Annotated in this window: 26 protein-coding genes; 12 read left to right on the top strand and 14 right to left on the bottom strand. The window is 74.0% G+C overall.

Going from position 1 to position 26,490, the window contains the following annotated elements:
- Window positions 1-9: 9 nt before the first annotated feature.
- Genes MOJ79_RS01785 through MOJ79_RS01755 form a run of 7 tightly spaced genes read right to left on the bottom strand, consistent with a single transcriptional unit; the run spans window position 10 to window position 7,260 of the window.
- On the bottom strand, window positions 10-1,176 hold the full coding sequence (locus MOJ79_RS01785) for a DegT/DnrJ/EryC1/StrS family aminotransferase (RefSeq protein ID WP_241922613.1): 1,167 nt from the start codon (window positions 1,174-1,176) through the stop codon (window positions 10-12).
- 13 nt (window positions 1,177-1,189) lie between these two features.
- Entirely contained in the window at window positions 1,190-2,539 is a 1,350-nt protein-coding gene (locus MOJ79_RS01780; protein WP_241922612.1) for a UDP-glucose dehydrogenase family protein, read from the bottom strand.
- Window positions 2,540-2,593: 54 nt separating this feature from the next.
- The gene (locus tag MOJ79_RS01775; protein WP_241922611.1) at window positions 2,594-3,301 is read right to left on the bottom strand and encodes a class I SAM-dependent methyltransferase; all 708 of its coding nucleotides are present in this window, start codon (window positions 3,299-3,301) and stop codon (window positions 2,594-2,596) included.
- Window positions 3,298-4,320, bottom strand: a complete 1,023-nt coding sequence (locus MOJ79_RS01770) for a glycosyltransferase family 2 protein (RefSeq protein WP_241922610.1) — start codon at window positions 4,318-4,320, stop codon at window positions 3,298-3,300. Before MOJ79_RS01770 ends, MOJ79_RS01775 begins: the two co-directional genes overlap by 4 nt.
- A complete protein-coding gene (locus MOJ79_RS19075) occupies window positions 4,317-5,399 on the bottom strand; it encodes a glycosyltransferase (protein WP_241922609.1) in 1,083 nt (360 codons plus the stop codon). The genes MOJ79_RS01770 and MOJ79_RS19075 overlap by 4 nt, the downstream gene beginning before the upstream one ends.
- Window positions 5,396-5,977 (bottom strand): acyltransferase, encoded by a 582-nt coding sequence (locus MOJ79_RS01760; protein ID WP_241922608.1) that lies wholly within the window; start codon window positions 5,975-5,977, stop codon window positions 5,396-5,398. Before MOJ79_RS01760 ends, MOJ79_RS19075 begins: the two co-directional genes overlap by 4 nt.
- Window positions 5,974-7,260, bottom strand: coding sequence for a polysaccharide biosynthesis C-terminal domain-containing protein (locus MOJ79_RS01755; RefSeq protein ID WP_241922607.1), 1,287 nt, complete (start codon window positions 7,258-7,260; stop codon window positions 5,974-5,976). The genes MOJ79_RS01760 and MOJ79_RS01755 overlap by 4 nt, the downstream gene beginning before the upstream one ends.
- A 103-nt stretch (window positions 7,261-7,363) precedes the next feature.
- Between MOJ79_RS01755 and lysS the strand changes: the two genes are divergently transcribed.
- The 3 genes from lysS (at window position 7,364) to MOJ79_RS01740 (ending at window position 9,947) form a co-directional block, all read left to right on the top strand.
- Window positions 7,364-8,902: a lysine--tRNA ligase gene (gene lysS, locus MOJ79_RS01750; RefSeq protein WP_241922606.1), complete on the top strand. Its 1,539-nt coding sequence runs from the start codon at window positions 7,364-7,366 to the stop codon at window positions 8,900-8,902.
- Between the two features lie 27 nt (window positions 8,903-8,929).
- Window positions 8,930-9,478 (top strand): pyridoxamine 5'-phosphate oxidase family protein, encoded by a 549-nt coding sequence (locus MOJ79_RS01745; protein WP_241922605.1) that lies wholly within the window; start codon window positions 8,930-8,932, stop codon window positions 9,476-9,478.
- A 196-nt stretch (window positions 9,479-9,674) separates the two neighbouring features.
- A complete protein-coding gene (locus tag MOJ79_RS01740) occupies window positions 9,675-9,947 on the top strand; it encodes a hypothetical protein (protein ID WP_241922604.1) in 273 nt (90 codons plus the stop codon).
- On the opposite strand, the gene MOJ79_RS01735 is transcribed toward MOJ79_RS01740, so the two are convergent.
- The gene (locus MOJ79_RS01735) at window positions 9,938-10,726 is read right to left on the bottom strand and encodes an enoyl-CoA hydratase (protein WP_241922603.1); all 789 of its coding nucleotides are present in this window, start codon (window positions 10,724-10,726) and stop codon (window positions 9,938-9,940) included. The genes MOJ79_RS01740 and MOJ79_RS01735 overlap by 10 nt on opposite strands.
- 111 nt (window positions 10,727-10,837) lie before the next feature.
- Between MOJ79_RS01735 and MOJ79_RS01730 the strand changes: the two genes are divergently transcribed.
- Entirely contained in the window at window positions 10,838-11,335 is a 498-nt protein-coding gene (locus MOJ79_RS01730) for a hypothetical protein (protein ID WP_241922602.1), read from the top strand.
- 21 nt (window positions 11,336-11,356) lie between these two features.
- Here MOJ79_RS01730 and MOJ79_RS01725 read toward each other — a convergent pair whose 3' ends face one another.
- The 5 genes from MOJ79_RS01725 to MOJ79_RS01705 form a co-directional block, all read right to left on the bottom strand.
- On the bottom strand, window positions 11,357-12,538 hold the full coding sequence (locus tag MOJ79_RS01725) for a DUF3108 domain-containing protein (RefSeq protein ID WP_241922601.1): 1,182 nt from the start codon (window positions 12,536-12,538) through the stop codon (window positions 11,357-11,359).
- On the bottom strand, window positions 12,523-14,274 hold the full coding sequence (locus tag MOJ79_RS01720; protein ID WP_241922600.1) for a M61 family metallopeptidase: 1,752 nt from the start codon (window positions 14,272-14,274) through the stop codon (window positions 12,523-12,525). The genes MOJ79_RS01725 and MOJ79_RS01720 overlap by 16 nt, the downstream gene beginning before the upstream one ends.
- On the bottom strand, window positions 14,271-14,729 hold the full coding sequence (locus tag MOJ79_RS01715; protein ID WP_241922599.1) for a DUF3429 domain-containing protein: 459 nt from the start codon (window positions 14,727-14,729) through the stop codon (window positions 14,271-14,273). Before MOJ79_RS01715 ends, MOJ79_RS01720 begins: the two co-directional genes overlap by 4 nt.
- Window positions 14,730-14,795: 66 nt before the next feature.
- On the bottom strand, window positions 14,796-15,521 hold the full coding sequence (locus MOJ79_RS01710) for a DsbC family protein (protein ID WP_241922598.1): 726 nt from the start codon (window positions 15,519-15,521) through the stop codon (window positions 14,796-14,798).
- An 11-nt stretch (window positions 15,522-15,532) separates the two neighbouring features.
- Window positions 15,533-16,651, bottom strand: a complete 1,119-nt coding sequence (locus MOJ79_RS01705) for an FAD-dependent monooxygenase (RefSeq protein WP_241922597.1) — start codon at window positions 16,649-16,651, stop codon at window positions 15,533-15,535.
- 119 nt (window positions 16,652-16,770) lie between these two features.
- On the opposite strand from MOJ79_RS01705, the gene MOJ79_RS01700 reads away from it, so the two are divergent.
- From MOJ79_RS01700 to MOJ79_RS01665, 8 genes are all read left to right on the top strand, one after another.
- Window positions 16,771-17,259: a tellurite resistance TerB family protein gene (locus MOJ79_RS01700; protein ID WP_241922596.1), complete on the top strand. Its 489-nt coding sequence runs from the start codon at window positions 16,771-16,773 to the stop codon at window positions 17,257-17,259.
- A complete protein-coding gene (locus MOJ79_RS01695; RefSeq protein ID WP_241922595.1) occupies window positions 17,252-17,674 on the top strand; it encodes a DUF1810 domain-containing protein in 423 nt (140 codons plus the stop codon). Before MOJ79_RS01700 ends, MOJ79_RS01695 begins: the two co-directional genes overlap by 8 nt.
- A 30-nt stretch (window positions 17,675-17,704) precedes the next feature.
- On the top strand, window positions 17,705-19,204 hold the full coding sequence (locus tag MOJ79_RS01690) for a DUF2868 domain-containing protein (protein WP_241922594.1): 1,500 nt from the start codon (window positions 17,705-17,707) through the stop codon (window positions 19,202-19,204).
- Window positions 19,201-20,703, top strand: a complete 1,503-nt coding sequence (locus MOJ79_RS01685; RefSeq protein ID WP_241922593.1) for a GTPase domain-containing protein — start codon at window positions 19,201-19,203, stop codon at window positions 20,701-20,703. The genes MOJ79_RS01690 and MOJ79_RS01685 overlap by 4 nt, the downstream gene beginning before the upstream one ends.
- Complete coding sequence (gene trkA / locus MOJ79_RS01680; protein ID WP_241922592.1) at window positions 20,700-22,100, top strand: Trk system potassium transporter TrkA; 1,401 nt, start codon at window positions 20,700-20,702, stop codon at window positions 22,098-22,100. The genes MOJ79_RS01685 and trkA overlap by 4 nt, the downstream gene beginning before the upstream one ends.
- Window positions 22,100-23,569: a TrkH family potassium uptake protein gene (locus MOJ79_RS01675; protein WP_241922756.1), complete on the top strand. Its 1,470-nt coding sequence runs from the start codon at window positions 22,100-22,102 to the stop codon at window positions 23,567-23,569. Before trkA ends, MOJ79_RS01675 begins: the two co-directional genes overlap by 1 nt.
- Window positions 23,570-23,591: 22 nt before the next feature.
- The gene (locus MOJ79_RS01670; protein WP_241922591.1) at window positions 23,592-24,356 is read left to right on the top strand and encodes a fumarylacetoacetate hydrolase family protein; all 765 of its coding nucleotides are present in this window, start codon (window positions 23,592-23,594) and stop codon (window positions 24,354-24,356) included.
- A gap of 62 nt (window positions 24,357-24,418) precedes the next feature.
- Window positions 24,419-25,696 carry a cation:proton antiporter domain-containing protein gene (locus tag MOJ79_RS01665; protein ID WP_241922590.1) on the top strand — a complete coding sequence of 426 codons (1,278 nt, stop codon included), beginning with the start codon at window positions 24,419-24,421 and terminating at the stop codon, window positions 25,694-25,696.
- 12 nt (window positions 25,697-25,708) lie between these two features.
- On the opposite strand, the gene MOJ79_RS01660 is transcribed toward MOJ79_RS01665, so the two are convergent.
- Window positions 25,709-26,470: a class II aldolase/adducin family protein gene (locus tag MOJ79_RS01660; protein ID WP_241922589.1), complete on the bottom strand. Its 762-nt coding sequence runs from the start codon at window positions 26,468-26,470 to the stop codon at window positions 25,709-25,711.
- Window positions 26,471-26,490 lie beyond the last annotated feature (20 nt).

The following is a 26,490-nucleotide window of genomic DNA, read 5'->3' as shown; positions in this document are numbered from 1 at the left end:
GCGCCGGCGTCAGCGCAGCGCGTCGCGCACCGCGTCGATCACGCGATCGACGTCAGCATCGGTCATCGCCGGGTAGATCGGCAGGCTCAGCGAGCGCTCGTACGCGCGCTGGCTGGCCGGGAACATCGCATCGGCGAGGCCGTAGCGCTCGCGCCAGTACGGCTGGCGGTGCAGCGGGATGTAGTGCACGCTGCAGCCGATGCCGGCCGCGAACAGGCGCTCGATCAGCGCGTCGCGCCCGATCGGCGCGTCGTCGGCCAGGCGCAGCACGTACAGATGCCAGGCGTGCGTGTCGCCGGGCTTCGCGTGCGGCGGCGTGACCACCGGCAGCCCGGCGAAGCCGGCGTCGTACCGCGCTGCGATGCGCGCGCGCCGCTGCTGGAACGCGTGCGCCTTCGTCAGCTGCACGCGGCCGATCGCGGCGGCGAGGTCGGTCAGGTTGTACTTGAAGCCCGGCGCGACGATCTCGTAGTACCAGCCCGGCGTCTTCGCGGTGAAGCGGTCGAACGCGTCGCGGCTGATGCCGTGCAGGCGCATCACCCTGGCGCGCTTCGCGAGCGCGTCGTCGCGCGTGACGAGCATGCCGCCCTCGCCGGTCGTGATCGTCTTGTTCGCATAGAAGCTGAACACGGTGGCGTCGCTGGCCAGCGTGCCCACGAGCGCGCCGCCGCAGGTCGTGGGCAGCGCGTGCGCGGCGTCTTCGATCACCTTCAGCCCGTGACGGCGCGCGATCGCCAGCAGCGCCGGCATCTCGGCCGCGAGCCCGCCGAAGTGCACCGGCACGATGGCCTTCGTGCGCGGACCGATGGCGGCCTCGACCGCGGCGGGGGCGATGTTCAGGGTCGTCGCGTCGATGTCGACGAGCTTCACGTCGGCACCGAGGTAGCGTGCGACCTCGGCGGTCGCGGTGAACGTGTGCGTCGTCGTGATGACTTCGTCGCCGGGGCCGACGCCGGCGGCTTCGAGCGCCAGGTGCAGCCCGGCGGTGGCCGAGTTGACGGCGACGCAGTGCAGGCTCGCATCACCGAGCCAGGCGGCGAACTCGGCCTCGAAGCGCTGCGCCTGCGGCCCGGTCGTCAGCCAGCCCGAGCGCAGCGTCTCGACGACGGCGGCGATCTCCTCGTCGCCGATCTCGGGCCGCGCGAACGGCAGGAAAGGCAGGCCGGACGCCGTCACGTTCGTGCCACGGTCACGGCTCGCCGACACCCTTGGTGTGCGCCGCGCGGCCGATCGCGTGGTACTCGATGCCGAAGCCGGCCATCAGCTCGGGCTCGAACAGGTTGCGCCCGTCGAACACGACCGGCTGCTTCAGCGCCGCACGCATCGCGTCGAAGTCGGGGCTGCGGAACTCTTTCCACTCGGTGATGATGACGAGCGCGTCGGCCCCCTCGAGCGCCGCCGCGGCGCTGTCGGCGTAGCCCAGGCCGGCGATGTCGCCGAACACGCGCTTGGCCTCGCCGATCGCGACCGGGTCGTAGGCGACGACGCGCGCGCCGCGCTCGAGCAGCGCGGCCACCAGCACGCGGCTCGGCGCCTCGCGCATGTCGTCGGTGCCGGGCTTGAACGCCAGCCCCCACAGCGCGAACGTGCGCCCGTCGAGCTTCGCGCCGAAGCGGCCGACGATCTTGTCGACCAGCACGTGCTTCTGCCGCTCGTTGGCGCGCTCGACGGCCTCGAGCACCCACAGCGCCTGGCCGTGGTCGGCGGCGGTCTTCAGCAGCGCCTTGACGTCCTTCGGGAAGCACGAGCCGCCGTAGCCGGCGCCGGCGTAGAGGAACTGGTGGCCGATGCGCGGGTCGCTGCCGATGCCCTGGCGCACGCGCTCGATGTCGGCGCCGAGCTTCTCGGCGAGCAGCGCGAGCTCGTTCATGAAGCTGATGCGCGTGGCGAGCATCGCGTTGGCGGCGTACTTCGTGAACTCGGCGCTGCGCACGTCCATCACGAGCAGGCGGTCGCGGCTGCGCACGAACGGCGCGTACAGCGAGCGCATCAGCAGCACGGCGCGCTCGTCGTCGGCGCCGACGACGACGCGGTCGGGACGCATGAAGTCCTCGACCGCCGCGCCTTCCTTCAGGAACTCGGGGTTGCTGACGACGGCGAACTCGACCTGCACGTCGCGCAGCGCGAGCTCCTCGGCGATCGCGGCGCGCACCTTGTCGGCGGTGCCCACCGGCACCGTGCTCTTGTCGACGACGACCTTGTAGTCGGTCATGCGCCGGCCGATCTGGCGCGCCGCCTCGACGACGTAGCGCAGGTCGGCCGAGCCGTCCTCGTCGGGCGGCGTGCCCACGGCGATGAACTGCAGCGTGCCGTGCTGCACGCCGCGGTCGACGTCGGTCGTGAACTCGAGGCGCCGGGCCTGCACGTTGCGCTGCACGACCTCGAGCAGGCCGGGCTCGTGGATCGGCAGGCCGCCCTCGTTGAGGATGCGGATCTTGCGCTCGTCGACGTCGACGCACAGCACGTGGTTGCCCATCTCGGCCAGGCAGGCGCCGGTGACCAGCCCGACGTAACCCGTGCCGACGATCGTGACCTTCATCTCTCGGATCCCTTCAGTGAGCGAGAACGCGCGGCGTGCGGCCCCGATGCGGGGTCAGCACGGCTTGCCGATCCACGCCAGGACGTGGGTGCGCAACCAGGGCAAGGCATTGAACGCGGGGTACAGCGCGGGGTGACCGCGGCAGACGGCACGCGCCAGCGGGGGGGCCAGCGTCACGCGCCAGGTGCGGATTGTGCCTTGCGGAAAGAGCGCGCGGATGCGCGCCACCGGCACGCCGCGCACGTCGGGGTTGCGCGGGTTGTCGCGCGTGAAGTCGTACCACCAGACGCCGCCACCGGGCCTGACCCAGCGCCACATCGCGTCGGCCAGGCGCTGCTGGAACGCGTCGTCGAGCAGCGACGAGAACACGGTCGACTGCAGCACCAGGTCCTGGCTGGCCGGCGCGACCGGCGCCTCGCACGCGTCGCCGAGCCACAGCGTGACGGCGGCGGGCAGCCGTTCGCGCGCGGCGGCGTGGCGCTCGGGCAGCAGTTCGAGGCCCGTCAGGTGCTGCGGTGCGAAGCCCAGCCGCAGCAGGTCGAGCAGCTGGCCGCCGCTGCCGCAGCCGACGTCGGTCGCGCGCCGGGTGTCGAGGTCGCGCCAGCCCAGCGCGGCCAGCCAGCGCAGGAACACACGCTCGCGCTCGAGCCGCGACTGCCACACGTCGGGCTGCAGCGGGTGGTAGCGCGGGTCGTCGGCGGCGCGGCGCGCGTAGCGTTCGCGCACGGCGCCGGTCTCGTCGGGCGGGGCGGGGTCGGTCATCGTGTCAGGCGGGCGAAGCGCTCGCGACCGCGCCCGTGGCGCCAGGCGTCCCAGGCGCCGAGCAGCGTCCCGGCGCCGTAGGCCAGCTGCTGCGTCGCGATCACGACCGGCAGCCGCGGCAGCAGCGTCCACGACGAGCGCGCGGCCGCGTCGACGGCCAGCGCGAACACCGCCAGCGTGTAGACCGCCACGAGTGCGGCGAGCGGCAGCGCGCCGAGGCCGAGCAGCGCGGCCGCCGCCGAGAGCGCCAGCGCCGCGACGAACGCGCCGGGCAGCAGGTGCCGCGCCGACGCCGGCTGCCCGTGCTTGCGCATCACGAACGGCTTCCAGTAGCCGTACTGCAGCCACTGGCGCGCGAACGCGGCCAGCGACTCGCGCGGGTGGTAGGTGCTGCGGATCGCCGGGCTCTGCCACACGCGCCCGCCGCCGCGCACGATGCGCAGGTTGTGCTCGTCGTCCTGGTTGCGCACCAGCGTCTCGTCGAAGCCGCCGAAGCGCTCGAACGTCGCGCGCGGCCAGCAGCCGAGGTAGACGGTGTCGACGGGACCGTCGTGGCTCAGCGAGCGCGAGCGCGCGCCGCCGGCGGCCCAGCGCGACTGGAACGCCGCGGCGATCGCGCGCCCCCACGGCCCCGTGCCCTCGGCGCGCCACGGACCGCCGACGTTGTCGGCGCCGGTGCGCGCCAGCGTCACGAGGCACTGCGCGACGTAGTCGTCGGTGTAGGTGGTGTGCACGTCCATGCGCACGACGACGTCGCCGCGCGCGGCAGCCAGCGCGCGGTTCAGCCCGGTGGCGACGATGCGCTGCGGGTTGTCGATCACCGTGAGGCGTGGCTCGCGCGCCGCGAGCGCGGCGAGCCGCTCGCGCGTGCCGTCGTCGCTCGCGCCGTCGGCGACGATCAGCTCGAGCGCGACGCCGTCGGGCAGCCGCTGCGCGAGCACCGACGCGACGAAGGCGTCGACGTGCGCTGCCTCGTTGCGGCACGGCACGACGACGCTGACCAGGCGCGCCGTGCTCATGCCGCGCGCCCCAGCAGTTGCAGGTACAGCGCCCACATGCGGTCCATCTGCGCACGGCGCGACGCGCGCGCCAGCGCGACGGCGCGGTTGTGCACGCCCATCGCGGCGCAGCGCGCGCGGTCGGCGAGCAGCGCGTGCAATGCGTCGGCCAGCGCCACCGCATCGCCCGCCGGCACGCGCAGCCCGCCGGCGTCGTCGACCCATGCGCGGTTGGCCGGCAGGTCCGAGACGACGACGGCGCAGCCGCAGGCCAGCGACTCGAGCAGCGCGACCGACGTCGCGTCGCTGGCCGGCACGCTGACCGACACGTCGGCCGCCTGCAGCGCCGCGACGAGCCCGGCGTCGTCGACGCGGCCGACGAAGCGTGCCACCTCGGCGCCGGGCTCGAGCAACCCGAGCGCGGCGGCCTGGTCGCGCAGCAGCGGCTCGAGCGCACCGCCGCCGAGCAGCAGCAGGCGCAGCGCCGCGCCGGGCGCACGCGCGCGCAGCCGCGCGACGGCCTGCAGGATCACGTCGATGTGGTAGTTCGGCAGCCACTGGCGCAGACTGACGATCGTGAACACGTCGGGATCGCGTGGCCGCGCCGGCGGCACGAAGCGCTCGGTGTCGGCGCCCCACAGGATCTCGTGGCACGGCGCCGTGACGTCGAAGGCGCGCATCGCGTCGAGCAGGTCGGCACTGTCGCCGGTCAGCAGGTCGGCGCGCCGCAGGATCCAGCCGGTCAGCCAGCGCTTGGCACGGCTCTCGCGCGGCGTGACCAGCAGGTCGCTGCCCCAGGCGGTGATCACGCACGGGCGCACGCCGCAGGCGGCGGCCCACAGGCCGTTGGACGTCACGTAGTGGCCGTGGACGAGGTCGGGCGCGATCGCGCGCGCGACGCGGCGCACCTCGGGCAGCGCGGCGAACCAGCCGGCCGCGTCGTCGCCCGGACGCACCGCGTGCAGCGTCGCGCCGGCCAGCGGCGCCGGGCGGCGCGTGATCACGTGGCACTCGGCGCCGCGCGCGTGCATCTCGCGCACCCAGCGCTGCAGGTGCACGCTGTCGGCGTCGCCGACGAAGAGAAGCCGCGGCGCGCTCACGGTGCCGCCAGCGGGCCGGCCCACGCTTCGTAGTGCGCGCGCATCTGCGGGTGCGCGTCGAGCAGCGCGCGGTCGACGGTGCGCGTGTCGCCGACGACGCGCGCCGGCTGGCCCTCGACGATCGCGAAGTCGGGCACCTCGCCTGTGACGTGGCTGTAGGCCTTGACGAGCACGCCCTTGCCGAGCCGCGCGCCGGGGCCGATCACGCTGTGCGGGCCGATGAAGCAGTACGGCCCGAGCACCGTGGCCGCCTGCCGGTAACCCGGCGGCTGCGGGTGGCCGTAGAACGTGCGCCCGCCGATGCGCAGCGCGTGGTGCGTCGAGTGCGTCAGGATCGACACGTGGTTCGTGACCTGGCAGCCCTCGCCGATCTCGAGGCCGCCGGAGGCGTCGATCACGTTGAAGTGGCCGATGTAGACGTGGTCGCCGATCGCGAGCCGCTCGCGGCAGCCGATGTCGCTGTGCGTGCTCACGCGCGTGTGCGCGCGCCAGCGGCCATCGGCGCCGCGCCAGCCGTAGACCATGCGCGGCGCGACGAGGCGGCGCCACGCGGCGGCGAGGGTGTGCTTGAGGCTCACGGCGGCGATTGTCGGTCCGCGCGCATTGCCCACGGCGCGTGCCACGCCACGCCGGCCGCGCGTGCAAACTGCACCCACGCCACCGCGATCGCGAGCGCGTAGCTCAGGCTCGTGCTCGCCGCGGCGCCTTCGAGGCCCCAGCGTGGCACGGCCCACAGGCAGCCCAGCGTGTTGAGCGCGAGCGACAGCGCCGCGATGCGTGCGGCCCACTGCGGCTGGCCGAGGTGGTTCGTGAAGAACGCCGACATCGCCGACGCCGTCGCGTACAGCACGACACCGGGCAGCAGCAGCGCCAGCGGGCGCAACGCGTCGGCGTAGGCGGCGCCGACGAGCAGTGGCAGCCATGCCCACGCCGCGACCCACAGCAGCGGCGCGGCCACCAGCGTGGCAGCCACGCCCCAGCCGGTGGCCTGCAGCGCGACGCGCGCGGCCTGGTCGCGGTCCGGCGCACCGATGCGCCGGTACGCCGCGGTGCTCAGCGCCGCCGACAGCAGCCACAGCAGCTCGGCGAGCTGCACCGCGACGGCGTAGACCCCGGTCGCGTCGAGCCCGCGCACGTGCTCGACGACGAACAGCGGCACGCGGTAGTTCAGCACCGCGACGACGTTGGCGGCACCCACCGCCGCGACGAAGCGCCACTCGTCGCGCAGCAGCGCCAGCGCCGGCCGCGGGGCCATCCCGGGCGACGGCGGGGCCTCGCGCAGCGACGCCGCGAGGCTGCCCAGGCCGACGAGCACGCGCGACGCGACCCACGCCGCGAGCACCTCGACCAGCGTGAGCGCACCGTGCCCGTCCCCCCGACTCGCGGCGGCCAGCCCGAGCGCAGCGAGCACGGCCAGCGGCAGCGCGACCTGCGGGGTGCTGAGCCGCACCATCTGGCCGCGGCCGAGCCACAGGCCGCTGGCCGTTGGCACGACGAGCAGCACGGGGGCGGCCAGCGCGAGCCAGCCGAGCTGCCCGTAAGGCGGCTGCGTCGCGATGCGCGATGCCGCGAACAGCGCCACCGCGGTGACCACGCCGATGGCCAGCGCGACGCGCAGCCACGCGCGCAGCAGCGGCGCCGGGTCGTCACCGCGGTGCGAGACGCCACGCGCCAGCGCGAGACCGAAGCCCGAGCAAAGCGCCAGCAGCGCCGATTCGACGGCGACGAACAGCGTGAATGCGCCCTGCACCTCGGGGCCCTGCCGCGCGACGGCGACGACGACGGCCAGCCCGAGCGCCACCGTCGCGATGCGCGACGCCAGGTGCACGGCGGCGCCCGGGACGAGACCGGCAAGCGACATCGGGCGGCGGGCGTTGCGGGCGGCAGGGGTGGCGACGGGGCGCGATTGTCCACGACCGTGCCGGGGCGGACGCCTAGAATTCGCGGCCCACCCCGGACCTGCCATGAACGACGACCGCCCCGCGCTGCCCGAGCTGACGCCCGACGAGAACAAGCTCATCGAACAGCGGCGCGAGAAACTGGCCGCGCTGCGCCGCCACGGGCCTGCGTTCCCGAACGACTTCAAACCCAGCCACGACGCCGCGGACCTGCAGCGCCGCTACGCGCAGGTGCCCAACGACGAGCTCGAGCCGCAGGGCGTGCGCGTGCGCGTGGCCGGCCGCATGATGCTCAAGCGCGTGATGGGCAAGGCCAGCTTCGCGACGCTGCAGGACGGCTCGATGGGCCCGACCGGCGGGCGGCTGCAGCTGTTCGTCAGCCGCGACGGCATCGGCGAGCTCGCCTACGAGGACTTCAAGCACTGGGACCTCGGCGACATCGTCGGCGCCGAGGGAGTGCTGTTTCGCACGCGCACCGGCGAACTCAGCGTGAAGGTCGAGCGGCTGCGCCTGCTCGTCAAGAGCCTGCGGCCGCTGCCGGACAAGTTCCACGGCATGACCGACCAGGAGCAGAAGTACCGCCAGCGCTACGTCGACCTGATCACCGACGAGCACGCGCGCGCGCGCTTCATCGCGCGCAGCAAGGCGATCGCGTCGATCCGCAACTTCATGCTCGAGCACGGCTTCCTCGAGGTCGAGACGCCGATGCTGCACCCGATCCCGGGTGGCGCCAACGCGCGGCCGTTCGTCACCCACCACAATGCGCTCGACCAGCCGATGTACCTGCGCATCGCGCCGGAGCTGTACCTGAAGCGCCTGCTCGTGGGCGGCTTTGAGCGCGTGTTCGAGATCAACCGCAACTTCCGCAACGAGGGGATCAGCATTCGCCACAACCCCGAGTTCACGATGATGGAGTTCTACGCGGCGTACTGGAACCACCGCGACCTGATGGACTTCACCGAGCAGCTGCTGCGCCACGCCGCGCGCCAGGCCACCGGCAGCGCCGTCGTCGACTACGGCGGCAAGCCGGTCGACCTCGATGCACCGTTTCGCCGCCTGACGGTGCGCGACGCGCTCGTCGAGTACGCGGGGCTGACGGCGGCCGAGGCGGCCGACGCCGGCGTGCTGCATGCGAAGCTGAAGGCGCTCGGCGAGGAGCCGCCGGCGCACTGGTCGCTCGCCGAGCTGCAGTTCGGCCTGTTCGAGGCCGCGGTCGAGCACCAGCTGTGGCAGCCGACCTTCATCGTCGACTACCCGGTCGAGGTCTCGCCGCTGGCGCGCGCGGCCGATCACGACCCGACGATCACCGAGCGCTTCGAGCTGTTCATCACCGGCCGCGAGATGGCCAACGGCTTCTCGGAGCTCAACGACGCCGAGGACCAGGCGGCACGCTTCGCCGCGCAGGCCGCGGCGAAGGCCGCCGGCGACGAGGAAGCGATGTACTACGACGCCGACTTCATCCGCGCGCTCGAGTACGGCATGCCGCCGGCCGGCGGCTGCGGCATCGGCATCGACCGCCTCGTGATGCTGCTGACCGACAGCCCGAGCATCCGCGACGTGATCCTCTTTCCGGCGCTGCGGCGCGAGGCGCCCGACGCCGCGTAGCGCGGCGACCACCGGCGCGAGGACGCGATGGGCGAGCGCCTCGAGGACCTGGCCGCGATCGAGCGCAGCTGCTGGCAGCAGCTCGAGCGCGCCGCGGCGCAGCGCGGCCACCCGTGGCGCACGATGGCGCTGGCCACCACCGACGGCGAGGCCGGCCACGTGCGCAGCGTGATCCTGCGCGAGGTCGACGCCGCCGCGCGCTGCCTGGTCTTCTACACCGACGTGCGTTCGCCGAAGGTGGCCCAGCTCACGGCGTACCCGCTGGGCACGCTGATGGCGTGGTCGGCCGAGCTCGGCTGGCAGGTGCGGCTGCGCTGCCGCTTCAGCGTCGACCACGGCGGGCTGGCCGCGTCGTCGCGCTGGGCGCGGCTGAAGCTCACGCCGGCGGCGCAGGACTACCTGTCGCCGCTGCCGCCGGGCACCGCACTCGGCGCCCGCAACGGTCCCGGCGTCGCGCGCGAGGCCTTCGCGCTCGTCGAAGCGCAGGTGCAGGCGATCGACTGGCTCGAACTGCACGCCGAAGGTCACCGCCGCGCCGTCTTCGACGACCGTGGCGCGCGCTGGGTGCAGCCCTGAGTGCGCCGCCGCACGCCCGCCGGGCGTGACTTCTTGGCGCTGCGGCCCGTGCCTTTCCCTGGCGAACCCTACAGCCCGCTGACGGCGTGACGAAGATGGCGGCCAAGCACCGGGTCCCCGCGGCTGCCGCCGGGGGGACGGAGCCGGTTCGTTCCCGCCGCCCGGCGGGCGTGACGACAGCGACAGGAATCGCGCGATGGCCGTCGATCCGATGCAGCACCCCGTCTTCGAGCGACTGACGTCGCCGGCGCAGGCCTTCGCGCGCCACGCCGTGCTGCACGAACTCGAGCAGCGCGTGCACGACGTGCCAGGCGCCGACCCGCTCGTGCGGCGCGTGCGCGCCTGCGTCGAGCGCGGCGTGCCGTACTTCGCGCCCGGCGACGCGCACTACCGCCACTGGGCGGCGCACGTCGCCGAGCTGTGGGCCGCGGTCGACGACCGGACCCCGCCGCGGGCCGCTCAGCCGTGACGGAACTGCGGTGCGCGCTTGGCGAGGAAGGCGTCCATGCCTTCCTTCTGGTCCTGCGTCGCGAACAGCGCGTGGAAGGCACGTCGCTCGAAGGCCAGGCCCTCGGCCAGCGGCGCCTCGAAGGCGCGGTTGACGCACTCCTTGGCCATCATCACCGCCGGCATGCCGAAGCCGCAGATCGTCGCGGCGGCGGCCAGTGCCTCGTCCATCAGCTTGTCGGCGGGCACGACGCGCGCGACGAGCCCGCTGCGCTCGGCCTCGACCGCGTCCATGAAGCGGCCGGTGAGCACCATGTCCATCGTCTTGGCCTTGCCGATCGCGCGCGGCAGGCGCTGCGTGCCGCCCGCGCCGGGGATGATGCCGAGCTTGATCTCGGGCTGGCCGAACTTGGCGCTGTCGGCAGCGATGATGAAGTCGCACATCATCGCCAGCTCGCAGCCGCCGCCGAGCGCGTAACCGGCCACCGCGGCGATGACCGGCTTGCGCACGCGTGTGATCGTCTCCCAGTTGCGGGTGATCACGTTGCCGCGGTACATGTCGATGAAGTCGAGCTTGGCCCACGCCGAGATGTCGGCGCCGGCGGCGAAGGCCTTCTCGCTGCCGGTCAGCACGATGCAGCCGACGCCGTCGTCGGCGTCGAACGCGAGCAGCGCGGCGCCGAGTTCGTCCATCAGCGCGTCGTTCAGCGCATTGAGCTGTTTCGGACGATGCAGGGTGATGACCGCCGTTTTCAGCGCACCGTCGCCGTGCAGGGTGGTCAGAATGTGTTCGTAGCTCATCGGGATTTCCAGGGGTTCGTGCCCGGCTGCACGCATCCACTATACGTGCCCCGCGCCGCCGCCCGCCGCCGCGCGCGCCGCGGCCATCGTCACTGACCGAGGTACCGCTCGATGCCCACCGTCTACCGCAAGACCGCCAAAGGCCAGGCCGAGATCGCCACGCGCACGCACCACCTGCCGCCGCGCCTGCGGCAGGCGCTGATCCTCGTCGACGGCAAGCGCAGCGACGACGAGCTCAAGCGCATGCTGCCGCAGGGCGACGAGGCGCTGCGCGCGCTGATCGACGACGGCTTCGTCGAGCCGGTCGGCGTCACCGCGGTGCCGGTGGCCGCAGCGGCCGCCGTGCCGGCCGCGGCCAGCGCGCCGGCGCCGAAGCCCCAGGCGCCGCTGCCCGCGTTCGGTGACCAGCTCAAGCGCGAGATCGTGCGCAGCCTCAACGACCTGCTCGGCCCGCTGGCCGAGGGCCTGGCGCTCAAGGTCGAGCGCGCGCGCAACCCCGACGAGCTGCGCGCGATCGTCGAGCAGGCGCACCGCGTGATCCGCGACATGCGCGGTGCCTTCCAGGCCACCGCGTTCGCCGACCGCTTCCTCAGCAGCGAGACGACCTGACGCCGCCGGTCGGCGCGGCGGTCAGCGCGCCGCCTGCTGCGGCAGCCCCGACAGCAGCAGGTCGACGTAGGTCTCGGCGTCCTGGCGGATGTGGATGCGCACCGGCAGGTACTGCAGCGTCGGCGCGATCCAGACCTCGGCGTGCAGGTCGCGCCCCGAGCGCGACGGCGTCTCGCGCGACGGCCGCACGTGCACCGCGGCGACGCCGCCCACCGGCGTGTCGACGCGGTCGTCGCCGACCACCTCGTAGCGCCAGCGCTCGAGCCGGCGTGGCAGCGCCAGAGGGAACTCGACGACCTGCCCCGCGCGCAGCCGCTCGGGCTGCAGCGTGAACAGCCACGTCAGCTGCACGAACTGGCTCGCGGTGTCCTGCATGCCGGCCATCGCCGGCGCCGTGCGCCCGTCGGCCAGCTGCACCGGGTCGGTGTCGAGCCGCAGCGTTCGCTGGCGCGGCGGGCCGAGGCCGACTTGCGTGACCTCGTCGTAGCGGCGCGGGCGCAGGCCGTCGGCGGTCAGCTCGCCGTCGCTGACCATGCGCCGCGACAGCAGTGGCGCGAACGACGGCCCGACCGAGACCTCGAGCAGGACCTGGTAGCGCTCGCCGTCGCGCCGCCACTGCACCTCGGCCTGGCCGTAGACCTCGCCGCGGTACCAGCCGCTGAGCGTGTATTGCAGGCGCGTCGACGGCGGCCACTCGAACGCGCTCGCCGCGGCGTCGCTCGCGGCGGCTTCGGCGGCGGGCGGCACGTCGGGTTGCGCGGCGTGCGCCATGTCCGTCTGCACGGGGTCGGCCCGCGCCTCCCCGGCCGGTGCCGCCTCCGTGACCGCCTGCTGCAGGTCGGGCTCGCGCTGCGCGTCCGTGTCTGGCGCCGCGGCCCCGGCCGCGTCGGAGGCGGCTTGCGCCACCGCGTCGGCCACCGCCGAGGCGGCCACAGCCGGCGGCGGCGCGGCGGCTGCGCGGGGCTGGCGCCGCGGGCGCGATGCGGCGGGCGGGGACGGCGGGGCGGCCGGCTGCAGTTCGCGCACGAAGCTGACTTCGATCGGTGGCGGCAGCGCGCCGGCGCTGCGGGCGGCGTCGAGGCCGGCCGCCAGCCGCTGCGACACCCCCAGGTGCACCGCCGCGACGGCGGCCAGCAGCAGTGCCGCGGCGGCGCGGCGCCAACGCGAGCGCCGGGGCGCGGTGGCGGTCAGGGGCGCAGCCATGCGCGGCGCAGCGCCGCCGCGGCGGCCGGCGCCTGCGCGTCGAGCGTGATCTGCACCGGGCGCGGCGGCTGCGCCGGCCACTGCACGTCGACGCGGCGCACCCGCTGGTCGCGCACCAGCAGCAGCTCGAAGCGCGCCCCCGGCGCGACCCACGCCTGCGCGTCGTCGAGGCGGCGCACGCGCCAGCCGTCGACGGCGATCAGTTCGTCGCCGGCGGCCACGCCGGCGCGCTCGGCGGCGCTGCCGCGCAGCACCGTCTTGACCTGCACGCCGCTGACCGGCCCTTCGCTGACGCGCAGCCCCAGCGCGGCGGCCAGCCCGGGCGCCGACGCCTCGGGCGCCAGCGTGACGCCGAAGCGCGCGAGCAGCGGCGCGAGCGGCAGGTCGTCGGTGCCGTGCACCCAGTGGTGCAGGTCGTCGGCGATCGCTTCGCCGGCCTGCGCGCGCACGGCGTCGATGATGTCGGCTTCGCCGATCGCGCCGCCGCCGCTGCGCTGCCACAGCCGGCGCATCAGGTCGTCGAGGCTGCCGTGGCCGCCGGCGCGCAGCGCCAGGTCGAGCGCGAGCGCGACGAGCGCGCCTTTCGTGTAGTAGCTCACCGTCGCGTTGGGCGTGTTCTCGTCGCAGCGGTAGTACTTGACCCAGGCGTCGAAGCTGGCCTGCGCGACGCTTTGCACCGTGCGCCCCGGCGTGCCGAGCACGCCGTTGACCGTCTTGGCGAGCAGCTTCAGGTAGCGCGCCTCGTCGATCAGCCCGGCGCGCACCAGCACGAGGTCGTCGTAGTACGACGTGAAGCCCTCGAAGAACCACAGCAGTGACGTGTAGTTCTCGCGCGCGTAGTCCAGGCGCGCGAACTCGGCCGGGCGCAGCCGCTTGACGTTCCAGGTGTGGAAGTACTCGTGACTGATCAGCCCGAGCAGGTTGACGTAGCCGTCGGCGGGGCCGTTGCCGGACGGGGCGTCCTTGCGCGGCAGGTCGCGCCGCGACGCGATCAGCGCCGTGCTCGCGCGGTGCTCGAGCCCGCCGTAGCCGTCCTCGGTCGCGTGCAGCATGAAGACGTAGCGCGTGAACGGCACGTCGCGCCGGCGCCGGCCGTGCCACAGCGCGATCTGGGCCTCGCAGATCTTCTTCACGTCGGCGAGCAGCCGCTCGCCGTCGAACCCGGGCCACGCGCCGGTGACGACGAACTCGTGCGGCACGCCCGCAGCGTCGAAGCGCCCGTGCCAGAAGCGCCCGAGCGTGAACGGGTGGTCGACGAACTCGTGGTAGTCCACGGCGGTCCAGGCGCGGGCCTTGCCCGGCTGCGCCGGCATCGCGGTGGCCACCTGCCAGCCGCGCGGCAGCGCGCCCAGCGTCAGCGTGTGCGGCTCGTCCTCGCGCCCCTCGACGCGCAGGCACACGCTGGTGCCGTTGAAGAAGCCGCGCTCGGCATCGAGAAAGGCCGCGCGCACCGACGTGTCGAACGCGTAGACGAGGTAGGTCACGACGAGCGCGCCGCGCCCGTCGCAGGCGGCCTGCCAAGTCGCCTTGTCGAGCTGCGTCAGCGCCACTGCGCGCGTGCCCTGGCGGGCCTCGAGGGCCGACAGGTGGCGCGCGAACTCGCGCACGAGGTAGCTGCCCGGGATCCACACCGGCAGGCTCAGCCGCTGCAGCGGCGCCGGGCGCGGCACCGTCAGCGTCACGCGCCACAGGTGCGCGTGGGCGTCGGCGATCTCGACGTGGTAGGCGATCGTCACGCGCCCCCCCAGCCACCGGCGGCTGCCGCCGCGGCGGCGCAGCACGCCGCGGCCACCGCGCTCAGGTGCAGGCGCAGCGGCAGCCAGCGCTGCAGTCCCAGCCGCGGGTAGACGCGGCGGTCGACGGCGTAGCAGACGACGAGCATCGCCGCCAGCAGCGCCAGCGCCGCCGTGCTCGGCAGCAGCAGCGCCGGCCATGCGACCAGCGATGGCACGATGCCCCAGGCGAAGCGCGCCGGCTCGTCGCGCACGAAGCCCAGGCCCCAGTGGATGCCACCGAGGAACGAGACGATCACGGCCGCGTACGCCGCCAGCGACGCGGCGCCGGCCGCGCCGATCTCGCCGCCGGCCCATGCCGCCGCGGCGCCGGCGACGAAGGGCAGCAGCCCGGCATAGCCGAGCCAGCGCGACGCCGCGGGCGTCACGGTCGGGGAGCACGAAGGGGTGGCCGCCATGGCGGCGCATTGTGGCCGCAGCGGCGGCGGCGTGCCGGCGCGGCGCGCGGAGCCGCTGCAGCGGCGTCAGGACTTGCTGCGCGCGGCGAGCTGCTTTTCGACCTCGGCGGCGGGCAGCGCGCCGGGCGAGCGCGTGCCGTCCTCGTAGACGATGGCCGGCGTGCCCTGGATGCGGTGCTTCTGGCCGAGCGCGAGGTTGCGCTGCAGCACCGCGTCGTCGCACTTGCCGCTGACCTTCGGCGGCGCGACGCCGTCGATCATCCAGTCGCGCCAGGCCTTCATCGGGTCCTTCGCGCACCAGATCGCGCGCGACTTCTCGGTCGAGTCGGCGCCGAGGATCGGGTACAGGAAGGTGTAGATCGTGACGTCCTTGACGTTGAGCAGGTCACGCTCGAAGCGCTTGCAGAAGCCGCAGTTCGGGTCGGCGAACACGACGAGCTTGCGCGCGCCGCTGCCCTGCTTGACGACCATCGCATCCTTCAGCGGCAGCGTCGCGAAGTCGATCGCGGTGAGCTTGTTGATGCGCTCCTCGGTCAGGTTGGTGCGCGTGCGCGTGTCGAAGATCGCGCCCTGCACGACGAAGTCGCCGCGCTCGTCGGTGTACAGCACGTCGTTGCCGATGCGCACCTCCCACAGCCCGGGCACCGGCGTCTTCGTGACCTCGTCGATCTTGGGCAGCTGCGGCAGCCGCTCGGCGAGGTTCTTGCGGATCACCGCCTCCTGCGCCGAGGCAGTGGCCGCGATCGCGGCGAGCAGCAGCACGGCGCCGAGGCGCGGCAGGGACGGCTTCATCGGGACTTCCTTCAGGTGGCCAGCGCGCGGGCGGCGAGCCAGCGCTTGAGCGGGGTCAGATGATCCACCAGACCCAGCCCGCGGTTGCGCAGTTCCCTCGCGCCGGGCAGGTCGGATGCGAACAAGTGCAGCAAACCGTCGGTCACGAGCGCCATCTCGGCGGTCGGCGCGGCGCGCTCGCGCGCGTAGCGCGCCAGCACGCGCTCGTCGCCGGGCGGGCGCCACGGCTCGCGCTGCGCGAGCACGCGCGCCAGGCACGCGACGTCGCCCAGCCCGAGGTTCAGCCCCTGGCCGGCCAGCGGGTGCACGACGTGCGCCGCGTCGCCGACCAGCACCCAGCCGGGGCCGGCCACGCGCTGCGCGCGCCCGAGCATCAGCGGCCAGCCGGCGCGCGCGCCGCCGGCGGCCAGCGTCAGTTCGCCGGCGGCGCCGCTGGTGGCGTTGGCCAGCGCGTCCTCGAAGGTGGCCGCGTCGGCGGCGAGCAGCTCGCGCGCGCGCTCGTCGGGCAGCGACCACACGAGGCCGTAGCCGTATCCGCGCGCGACGCCGTCGAACGGCAGCAGCGCGAGCACGTCGGGCGCGCGGAACCATTGCCGCGCGACGCCGCCGTGCGGCTGCGAGGCCACCAGCCGTGCCGCGACCGCGGTCTGCCCGTAGCGGTGCGCGACGAAGTCGGCGCCGAGCCGCTCGCGTGCGCGCGAGTGCCTGCCGTCGCACCAGGCGTGCAGCGGCGCGTCGACCGTGACGTCGGCGTCGAGCACGTGCACGCGCGGTGCGAAGCGCACCGCGTCGGCCAGCGTGGCTTCGAGCGCCGCCGCGTCGACGATGTGCGCGAGCTGCTCGACGTGCTGCTGCCACGCCGAGAACTCGAGCGCACCACCGGCCGCGTCACCGTGGATGCGCATCTCGAGCACGGGGGTGGCGGCGTCGGGCGGCAGCTGGGCCCACACGCGCACGCGCTGCAGCAGCGCGACCGACGCGGCGTTGAGCGCGTAGGTGCGCAAGTCGGGACCGCTGGCGGCCGGTGCCGCCGTCAGCAGTGCGACGTCGAAGCCGCGCGACGCCAGCTCGAGCGCCAGCGAGCGCCCGACGATGCCGGCGCCGTGGATCGCGACGTCGCAACGGAGCATCGCGGCATTGTAGGCAGCGGCTTTGCCCCCGGCGGCGCCCGGCGCGCCTTCCGGCCGCCGGGGGCAGTTGCCGGGGAAGGGGACAATGACGCGACCTGGATCGCCTGCGGAGTCCGCCGATGCTGCGCACCCTGAAGGACTTGTTCGACGCGCTGCTGCCGCCGCAGGGCGGCGCCGCGCCGGCCGACGACGAGCACCCGCTGCAGCTGGCCACCGCGGTGCTGCTCGTCGAGGTGCTGCGCGCCGACGCGCGGTTCGGCGCCGCCGAGCGGCGTGCCGTCGTCGACGCGCTGAAGGAGAAGTTCGCGCTCGCCGACGACGAGGTCGAGCGCCTGTTCGAGCTGGCCGAGCAGGCGGTGCGCGATGCGAGCGACTACTTCCGCTTCACGTCGCGCATCAACGAGGGCTTCGACATGGCGCGCAAGGTGCGCATCATCGAGCTGATGTGGCGCGTGGCCTACGCCGACGGGTGCCTGAGCGCGCACGAGCAGCACGTGATGTGGCGCATCGCCGACCTGCTGCACGTGCCGCACGGCGCCTACGTCCACGCCAAGATGCGCGCGCGCGACGCGATGGTCGCCGGCGGCGCCGCCCCGGTCGATGGTTGACGACCCGTTCGATCTGCAGCGCTTCGTCGACGCGCAGGCGCCGCTGTGGCAGCGTGTCGAGGCCGAGCTCGCCGCCGGCCGCAAGGCGAGCCACTGGATGTGGTTCGTGTTCCCGCAGCTGCGCGGGCTCGGCACGAGCGCGATGGCGCAGCGCTACGGCATCGGCTCGCTGGCCGAGGCGCGCGCCTACGCGGCGCACCCGCTGCTCGGCGCGCGGCTGCGTCGCGCCACGGCGCTGATGCTCGCCGTGCCGGGCAAGACGGTGCACGAAATCCTAGGGGCACCCGACGACGTCAAGTTCTGCTCGTCGATGACGCTGTTCGCGCACGCCGTGCCCGACGAGCCGCTATTCCGCGCCGCGCTCGAGCGCTTCTTCGACGGCGTCGAGGACGAGCGCACGCTGCAGCGGCTGTAGCGTCCGCACCAGGCCCTACCATCGCCGCCCATGGACGAGGTCGCTGCTCGCGAAGTGGTGCTCGTGCGCGCGATCGAGCGCGCCGAGCCCGAACTCGACGGCTGGACCGCCGCCGACCGCGCGTGGGCCACGCGCGTGGCCGCCGAGACGGTCGGTGCGCAGGCCAGCGACGCGGCCTTCGTCGCCGCGCGCGCGCACGCGGCGCTGCAGCGGCTGCTGCCGCGCGACCGGCCCGCGAGCGCGGCGGTGTGGCGCTGGCTGCAGCGCCCACTGTGGCGCCCTGCGGCGGTGGCCGCGGCCGTCGCGGTGGGGCTGCTGGCTGGCGTCGTCGTCGACCGCGTCGGCGGCAGCCAGCACGTCAACCTGCTCGCGCCGCCGGTGTGGGGGCTGCTGGCGTGGAACCTCGCGGTGTTCGTCGCGCTCGCGTGGCGCGCGCTTGTGGGCCTCGTGCGCCGGCGTGCGCCGGCGCCGGGGCCGATCGCCGCGCTCGTGCGCCGCGCGGTGCAGCGCAGCGCCGACGCCACGGCACCGCGCGGGCTGGCCGAGCTCGGACTCGCGCGGCTGTGGCCGGCCTATGCCGCCGACTGGGTGCAGGCCAGCGCGCCGCTGGCGGCCGCGCGCGCCGCCGCGCTGCTGCACGCCGGCGCCGCGGCGCTGGCCGTCGGCCTGATCGCCGGGCTGTACCTGCGCGGGCTGGTGCTCGACTACCGCGCCGGCTGGCAGAGCACCTTCCTCGAGCCGGCCGCGGTGCACGCAGTGCTGGCGACGCTGCTCGCGCCGGCGTCGGCGCTGTCGGGCATCGCGCTGCCCGATGTCGCCGGCATCGCCGCGCTGCGTGTCGGCCCCGACGGCGCCGGCGGCGGCCCGGCCGCGCCGTGGATCCACCTCTACGCATGGACGCTCGCGCTGGCCGTCGTCGTGCCGCGCGCGCTGCTGGCTGCCGTCGCGCTCGCGCGTGCGGCGCGGGGGTCGCGCCGCTTCCCGCTGCCGCTCGGCGAGCCGTACTTCCAGCGAATGCTGCGCCCGCGGCGCGACGGCCCGGCGCGCGTCGTCGTGTGGCCGCACGCGCGTGCGCCGTCGGCGGCGGCGACGCTGGCGCTGCGCGAGACCTGCGCGCGGCTGTGGGGCGACGCGGTGCAGCTCGACCTGCGCGCGCCGGTGGCGCACGGCGACGAGGACCACGTCGCCGCGCCGCCCGCCGCCGACGCCGCGATCGTGCTGTGCGAGATGGGCGCCACCCCCGAGGCCGAGCAGCACGGCCGCCTGCTGCGCGCGCTGGCCGCCGCGCTGCCGGCCGGCGTGCCGCTGGTGCTCGTCGTCGACGAAGGGCCGTTTCGCGCGCGCTTCGCCGGGCTCGACGAGCGCCTCGCGCAGCGGCGCGCGGCGTGGGCCGCGCTCGCGCGCGCGTTCGGCACCGCGGCCGTGTTCGTCGACCTCGAGCAGCCCGACGTGGCCACGGCCGAGCAGCTGCTGCAGGCCGCGCTCGAGCGTCCGGTGCAGCGCGACGCTGCGCTCGCCGCCCTGCCATGAGCGACGCTGCCGGCACGATCACGCTGAGCCTGATCGCGCACACCAACGTCGGCAAGACGACGCTGGCGCGCACGCTGCTCGGCCGCGACATCGGCGAAGTGCGCGACGCGCCGCACGTGACCGAGTTCGCCGAGGTGCACCCGCTGCTGACCACCGACGCCGGCGACGTCCTGCAACTCGCCGACACGCCGGGCTTCGGCGACAGCGTGCGCCTGGCGCGCCGGCTGCGCCAGGCCGACAGCCCGCTCGGCTGGTTCCTCGCCGAGGTGTGGGACCGCTTCACCGACCGCGCGTTCTGGGCCAGCCAGCAGGCGCTGCGGCACGTGCGCGACACGACCGACGTCGTGCTGTACCTCGTCAATGCGGCCGAGTCGCCCGAGGCGGCCGGCTACGTCGACGCCGAGATGGAACTGCTCGGCTGGATCGGCAAGCCGGTGGTCGTGCTGCTCAACCAGCTCGGCGCGCCGCGCGATGCCGCACACGAGGCGGCCGAGGTCGAGCGCTGGCGGCGGCACCTCGCCGCGCAGCCGCTCGTCACGCGCGTGCTGCCGCTCGACGCGTTCGCGCGCTGCTGGGTGCAGGAAGGCGTGCTGCTGGCTGCCGTCGAGGCAGCGCTGCCACCGCCGCAGCGCCCGGCGATGGCGCGGCTGCGCGCGGCGTGGCAGGCGCGTCGCGAGGCCACGTTCGACGCCAGCATGCAGGTGCTGGCCGCGGGGCTGGCGCGCATCGCGCTGGCGCGCGTGGCGGTCGGCGAAGGCACGGGGCTGGTCGCGCAGCTGCGCACGCAGGTGCGCGAGCTCGGCAGCCGGCTGCGCGCCGGCGGCGAGGCCGGCCCGCTCGCCGTGGCGCAGCAGCAGCTCGCCGAGGCGCTGGACCGCGAGGTGCGCGACGGCACCGCGCGCCTGATCGCGCTGCATGGCCTCGAGGGCGACGCCGAAGGCGAGATCCTGCAGCGCCTGGCCACGCACTACGACGTGCGGCTGCGCGTCGACGAGGCCCAGGCCGCGGTGCTCGGCGGCGTCGTCACCGGCGCGCTCGCGGGCCTGAAGGCCGACCTCGCGACCGGCGGGCTGACGCTGGGTGGCGGGCTGCTGGCCGGCTCGCTGCTCGGCGCGCTGGGCGCCGCCGGCGCCGCGCGGCTGGCCAACCTCGTGCGCGGCACCGAACGCTCGTGGCTCGGCTGGCGTGCCGAGGTGCTCGACGGCCTGGTCGACGCGTCGCTGCTGCGCTACCTCGCGGTCGCACACTTCGGCCGCGGGCGGGGCCAGTGGCGCGAAGGCGAGACGCCGCCGCACTGGCCCGCCGCGGTGCGCGAGGCGCTGGCGCCGCAGCGCGAGGCGCTGGCGGCCCTGTGGGCGCAGCGCCCCGAGGGTGAGCGCATCGAGCCGTCGCAGGTCGAGGCGCTGGCTGCGGCGCTGCAGCCACTGCTGGCCGCCGCGGCCCGCGATGTCTTGCGGCGGCTGTATCCTGTCGCACTGCAGCAAGAGACCTCGGCGTGAACATCATCATCATCGGCGCCGGCCGCGTCGGCGAGAGCGTGGCCGAGAGCCTGGTGTCGGAGAACAACGACATCACCGTCGTCGACACCGATCCGCAGCGGCTGCACGCGCTGCAGGACCGGCTGGACCTGCGCGGCGTGCCCGGCAACGGCATCCAGCCGTCGGTGCTGCGCGAGGCGGGCATCGAGGACTGCGACATGCTGATCGCGTGCGCGCCGATGGACGAGACCAACCTCGTCGTCTGCAAGGTCGCGCACGACCTGTTCAACGTGCCGACGACGATCGCGCGGCTGCGCTCGCCCGAGTTCGTCGGCGACATGCCGCTGCTGAGCAAGGAGTCGGGCTTCGCCGTCGACCAGGTGATCTGCCCCGAGCAGTCGGTCACGGCCTACATCCGCAAGCTCATCGAGTACCCCGAGGCGCTGCAGGTGCTCGAGTTCGCGCACGGCGTCGTCAGCCTGATCGCGGTGCGCGCGGTGGCCGGCGGGCCGCTGGTGCGCCACGCGCTGGCCGAGATTCCGCAGCTCGTGCCCGACACGCCGATGCGCATCGTCGCGATCTACCGCGGCAACGAGCGCGTGCCGGCGGTGGGCAGCGCGCGCATCGAGCCCGACGACGAGGTGTTCGTGCTCGCCGCGACGAAGCACATCCGCCGCGTGCTCGGCGCGCTGCGCCAGATGGACCGCCCGGTGCGCCGCGTGATGATCGCCGGCGGCGGCAAGGTGGGGCTGCGCCTGGCGCGCGAGATTCACGCCAAGCACGAGGTCAAGATCATCGAGACCGACCGCCGCCGCTGCGACTACCTCGCGACCCAGCTGCCCCCGGGCGTGCTCGTGCTCAACGCCGACTCGACCGACGAGGACGTGATGGAGAGCGAGAACGTGCGCGAGATGGACCTGTTCATCGCGATCACGAGCGACGACGAGGACAACATCATGTCGTGCCTGCTCGCCAAGCGCCTGGGCGCGCGGCGCGTGCTCGCGCTGATCAACCGGCGCGCCTACGCCGACCTCGTGCAGGGCACCGCGATCGACATCGCGATCTCGCCGGCACAGACGGTCATCGGCGAGCTGCTCGCGTTCGTGCGCCGTGGCGACGTCGAGGCGGTGCACAGCCTGCGCCGCGGCGCGAGCGAGGCGCTCGAGGCGATCGCGCGCGGCGACCGCCGCACCTCGCGCGTCGTCGGCCGGCGCATCGAGGAACTCGCGCTGCCGCGCGGCGCCGAGATCGGCGCGATCGTGCGCGGCGGTGAGGAGGAGGGCACCGAGCCCGAGGTCATCATGCCGCACCACGACACGGTGATCCAGGCCAACGACCACGTCATCGTGTTCATGCCGCGCAAGCGCATGGTGCGCGAGGTCGAGAAGCTGTTCCAGGTGGGGGCGACATTCTTCTGATCGAGACGTTGCTGCCGGTCCTGGGGCTGCTCGGGATCATCCTGGCGGTGTTCGGGCTGAGCTTCGCCGTGCCGCTGGGCGTGTCGCTGGCCGTCGGCGACGGCGCGCACCGGGCGTTCGGCGCCGAGATGGTGCTGACGATCGCCGTCGGCGCCACGCTGTGGGCGCTCGCGCGGCGCTTCCGCCGCGAGCTGCAGGCGCGCGACGGCGTGCTGCTCGTCGTGCTCGCGTGGAGCCTGCTGCCGGTGTTCGCCGCGATCCCGCTGCAGGCCTACTTCGACAGTGTCGGGCGGCCGATCAGCTGGACCGACGCCTACTTCGAGGCGGTGTCGGGGCTGACGACCACCGGCGCGACGGTGTTCTCCGGGCTCGACGACCTGCCCGCGTCGATCAACGTCTGGCGCACGTTCCTGCAGTGGCTGGGCGGCCTCGGCATCCTGATCCTCGCGGTGGCGATCCTGCCGATGCTCGGCGTCGGCGGCAGCCAGCTGTTCCGCGCCGAGGCCGCCGGCCCGCTGAAGGACACCAAGCTCACCCCGCGCATCACCGAGACCGCCAAGGGCCTGTGGACCGTCTACGCGGTGCTGTCGCTGGCGTGCGTGACGGCGTACTGGGCCGGCGGCATGGAGCCGCTGGACGCGTGGCAGCACATGTTCTCCACCGTCAGTCTCGGCGGCCTGTCGTCGCACGACGCGAGCTTCGCCTACTTCGACTCGCCGCTGCTCGAGGCGATCGCGGTCGTGTTCATGCTCGTGTGCAGCTGCAACTTCGCGGTGTACTTCCTCGCGGTGCGCAAGCGCTCGGTGTGGGTCCCGCTGCGCGACCCCGAGACGCAGGCCACGCTGGCGGTGATGATCGGCAGCGTGCTGCTCGTCACCGCGGTGCTGGTGTGGCGCCACACCTACGACGACGCGCTCACCGCGCTGCGCCACGCCGCGTTCAACGTCGTCTCCGTGGCCTCGACGACCGGTTACGCGACGACCGACTACCTGCAGTGGCCGGTGTTCCCGCCGATCCTGATGCTGCTGCTGTCGGGCATGGCCACCAGCGCCGGCTCGACCGGCTGCGGCATCAAGATGATCCGCGTGCTGCTGCTCGTCAAGCAGACGCGGCGCGAGCTCACGCGGCTGATCCACCCGCGCGCGGTGCGCCCGGTGACGATCGGCGGCGCGCCGGTGGGCAACGACGTGATCTTCGCGGTGCTCGGCTACATGCTCGTCTACGGCGTTACGCTGATCGGCTTCATCATGCTGCTGCTGCTCAGCGAGATGTCGTTCGACGAGGCGGTCGGCGCCGCGGTGGCCTCGGTGCACTGCATGGGCCCGGGGCTGGGCTCGACCGGTCCGGCGGGCAACTACGGCCATCTGACCGATTTCCAGAAGTGGGTGCTGACGCTGGCGATGCTGGTCGGCCGCGTCGAGCTGCTGTCGTTCATGGTCCTGTTCACGCGCCAGTTCTGGCGCAAGTAGCGCCACGGCGGGGAGAAGAGCGATGAAGTGGATGCGTTTCGTGCACGCCGGCCGCGCCGGCTTCGGGACGCTCGAAGCCGACGCCGTGCACGTGCACGAAGGCTCGATGTTCGACGCGCCGCGCCCGACCGGCGAGCGCGTGCCGCTGGCCGACGTCGAGTGGCTGCCGCCGGTGCGCCCGGGCAAGGTCGTCGGGCTGTGGAACAACTTCCGCGCCGCGGCCGAGAAGAACGGCTGGGCCGCGCCCGCCGAGCCGCTGTACTTCCTCAAGTCGCCCGGCAGCGTCACGGCGCACGGGCGACCGATCCCGGTGCCGGCGTCGTACGACGGCCGCGTGGCCTACGAGGGCGAGCTCGCCGTCGTGATCGGCCGCAGCGCGCGCGCCGTCGCGCCGGCCGACGCCGCCGCGCACGTGTTCGGCTACACCTGCGCCAACGACGTCACCGCGCTCGAGCTGCTGCACCGCGACGCGTCGTTCGCGCAGTGGACGCGCGCGAAGAGCTTCGACGGCTTCTGCCCGCTCGGGCCCGTGATCGCCACCGACTTCGACCCCGCCGGCGCCGTGCTGCGCACGCTGGTCGGCGGCCGCGAGCGGCAGCACTACCCGCTGGCCGACATGTTCTTCGCGCCGCTCGAGCTGGTGTCGCGCATCTCGCACGACATGACGCTCGAGCCGGGCGACGTGATCCTGTGCGGCACGTCGCTCGGTGTGCTGCCGATGCGGCCGGGCACGCAGGTCGAGGTCGTCGTCGACGGCATCGGCACGCTGGCCAACGTGTACGGCTGAGGTGCCGCCGGCCGGCGCCTTGCCGCGTCCGGGCACCCCCTCGACGCCCCCGCGAGCCGACGATGTCGACCACCGTGATGTTCATCGGGCTGACGGTCTTCGTCGCCCACTTCCTCGCGCTGGTGTTCCGGCGCACGCAGGTGCCCGACGTCCTCGTGCTCGTGCTGGCCGGCATCGTGCTCGGACCGGTGACGGGGCTCGTCACGCCGGCCGACTTCGGCAAGGTCGGTCCGATCATCGCGACGATCGCGCTCGTCGTGATCCTGTTCGAGAGCGGCACCGCGCTCGACGTCGACACGCTGCAGCGCTCGCTGGGCACGACCGGCGCGCTGACGATCGGCTCGTTCGTGCTGACGGCGGCCGTCGTCACGGCCACCGGCATCGCGGCCTTCGGGCTCGAGCCGCTGCCGGCGCTGATGCTCGGCGTCACCCTGGGTGGCACCGCGTCGGCGGTCGTGATCCCGATGGTCGCGACGTTGCGGCTGGCGGTCAAGCCGGCCACCGTGCTCGTGCTCGAGTCGGCGCTGACCGACGTGCTGTGCATCGTCGGCGTGTTCGCGCTGCTGCAGTGGGCCGCCGAGGGCCAGCTCGACGCCGGGCGGGTCGCCGGCGCCGTGCTCGCCGCGCTCGTGTTCGCCGTCGTGATCGGCATCGCCGGCGGCATCGGCTGGCTGTTCGTGCTCGGCCGCGTGCGCGGCTTCCCGAACACGATCTCGTCGACGCTGGCCTACGTGTTCATCGTCTACGGCCTCACGGAGTACGTCGGCTTCTCGGGCGCGATCGCCGCGCTGAGCCTGGGCGTCACGCTCGGCAACGTGCACCGCTTCGGCCTCGAGCGCATCGCCGGGCGCGGCACGCGCATCGAGGCGCTGAGCGCCGAGGACCTGAACTTCTTCCGCGAGGCCGTGTTCCTGCTGAAGACCTACTTCTTCGTCTACCTCGGCATCTCGATCCGCTTCGCCGACGCCGACGTCGCACTCGTCGTCGTGGCGATGATCGTCGTGGTGTTCGTGCTGCGCACGCTGCTCGTGCGCGTCGTGTTCCGCGCGCCCGAGTTCGGCCTGCGCGACGCCGCGGTGGCGTCGATGATGGCGCCCAAGGGCCTGGCCGCCGCGGTGCTCGCGACGCTGCCGCTCGAGCAGGGCGTGCCCGGCGGCGAGACGATCCGCGACGTGGCCTACCTCGCGGTGCTGATCAGCATCGCGCTGACGGCGCTGCTCGTCGTCGTGCTGCCGTGGTCGCCGGTCACGCGGCTGTACGGTGCCGTGCTCGGCAAACCGGTGCCGTCCGGGCCGGCGCCGGGCGCCGGGCCCGCCCAGGGCGACGACGGCGCACGCTGAGCGCGGCCGCCGTCACAGCCGCCACAGCCGGTCGTGGCGGTCGACGAGCCGCACGAGCGCGTCGAACACGTCCTGCCCCATCGCCTCGCGGCCGTAGTGCGCGTGCGCGTCGATCGCGCAGCGGCGCTGCACGTCGTCGGGGATCGCGATCGCGGGGCCGAGTGCCGCGCCGGCGATCTGCACCTCGCACGCGCGCTGCATCAGCCACAGCGTGTAGAACGCCTTCGGCAGCGTCTCGCCCCACGCGAGCAGGCCGTGGTTGCGCAGGATCAGCGCCGGCTTCGGCGGGTCGCCCAGGCTCGCGAGCAGGCGCGGGCCCTCGTCGGCGTGCACCGTGATGCCCTCGAAGTCGTGGTACGCGATGCGCCCGCCGAGCTGCGCGGCGTAGAAGTTCGTGATCTGCAGGCCCGTCTGTGACGAGGCCACTGCCATGCCGGCGGTCGTGTGCGTGTGCATCACGCAGTGCGCGGCGTCGATCGCGCGGTGGATCGTCGCGTGCGGCATCACGCCGGCCGGGTTCACCGGCCACTCGGTCTTCGACAGCACGGTGCCGTCGACGTCGACCTTGATCAGGTTCGACGCGCGCACCTCGCGGTAGTGCAGCCCGAACGGGTTGATCAGGAAGTGCCGCGGCTCGCCGGGCACGCGCAGCGAGATGTGGTTGAAGATCAGCTCGGTCCAGCCGAGCAGGTCGAACACGCGGTAGCAGGCGGCGAGCTGCTGGCGCGCCTTCCACTCGGCGTCGCTGCAGCCGGGGATCGGGATCGTCGTCATCGCTCGATTCTCGCCGGTCC

Origin of the sequence: Calidifontimicrobium sp. SYSU G02091 (genome assembly GCF_022631395.1) — a bacterium.
In the GTDB taxonomy this organism is placed as follows: Bacteria; Pseudomonadota; Gammaproteobacteria; order Burkholderiales; family Burkholderiaceae_C; genus Calidifontimicrobium; species Calidifontimicrobium sediminis.
This window is presented reverse-complemented; position numbering and strand designations above follow the sequence as displayed.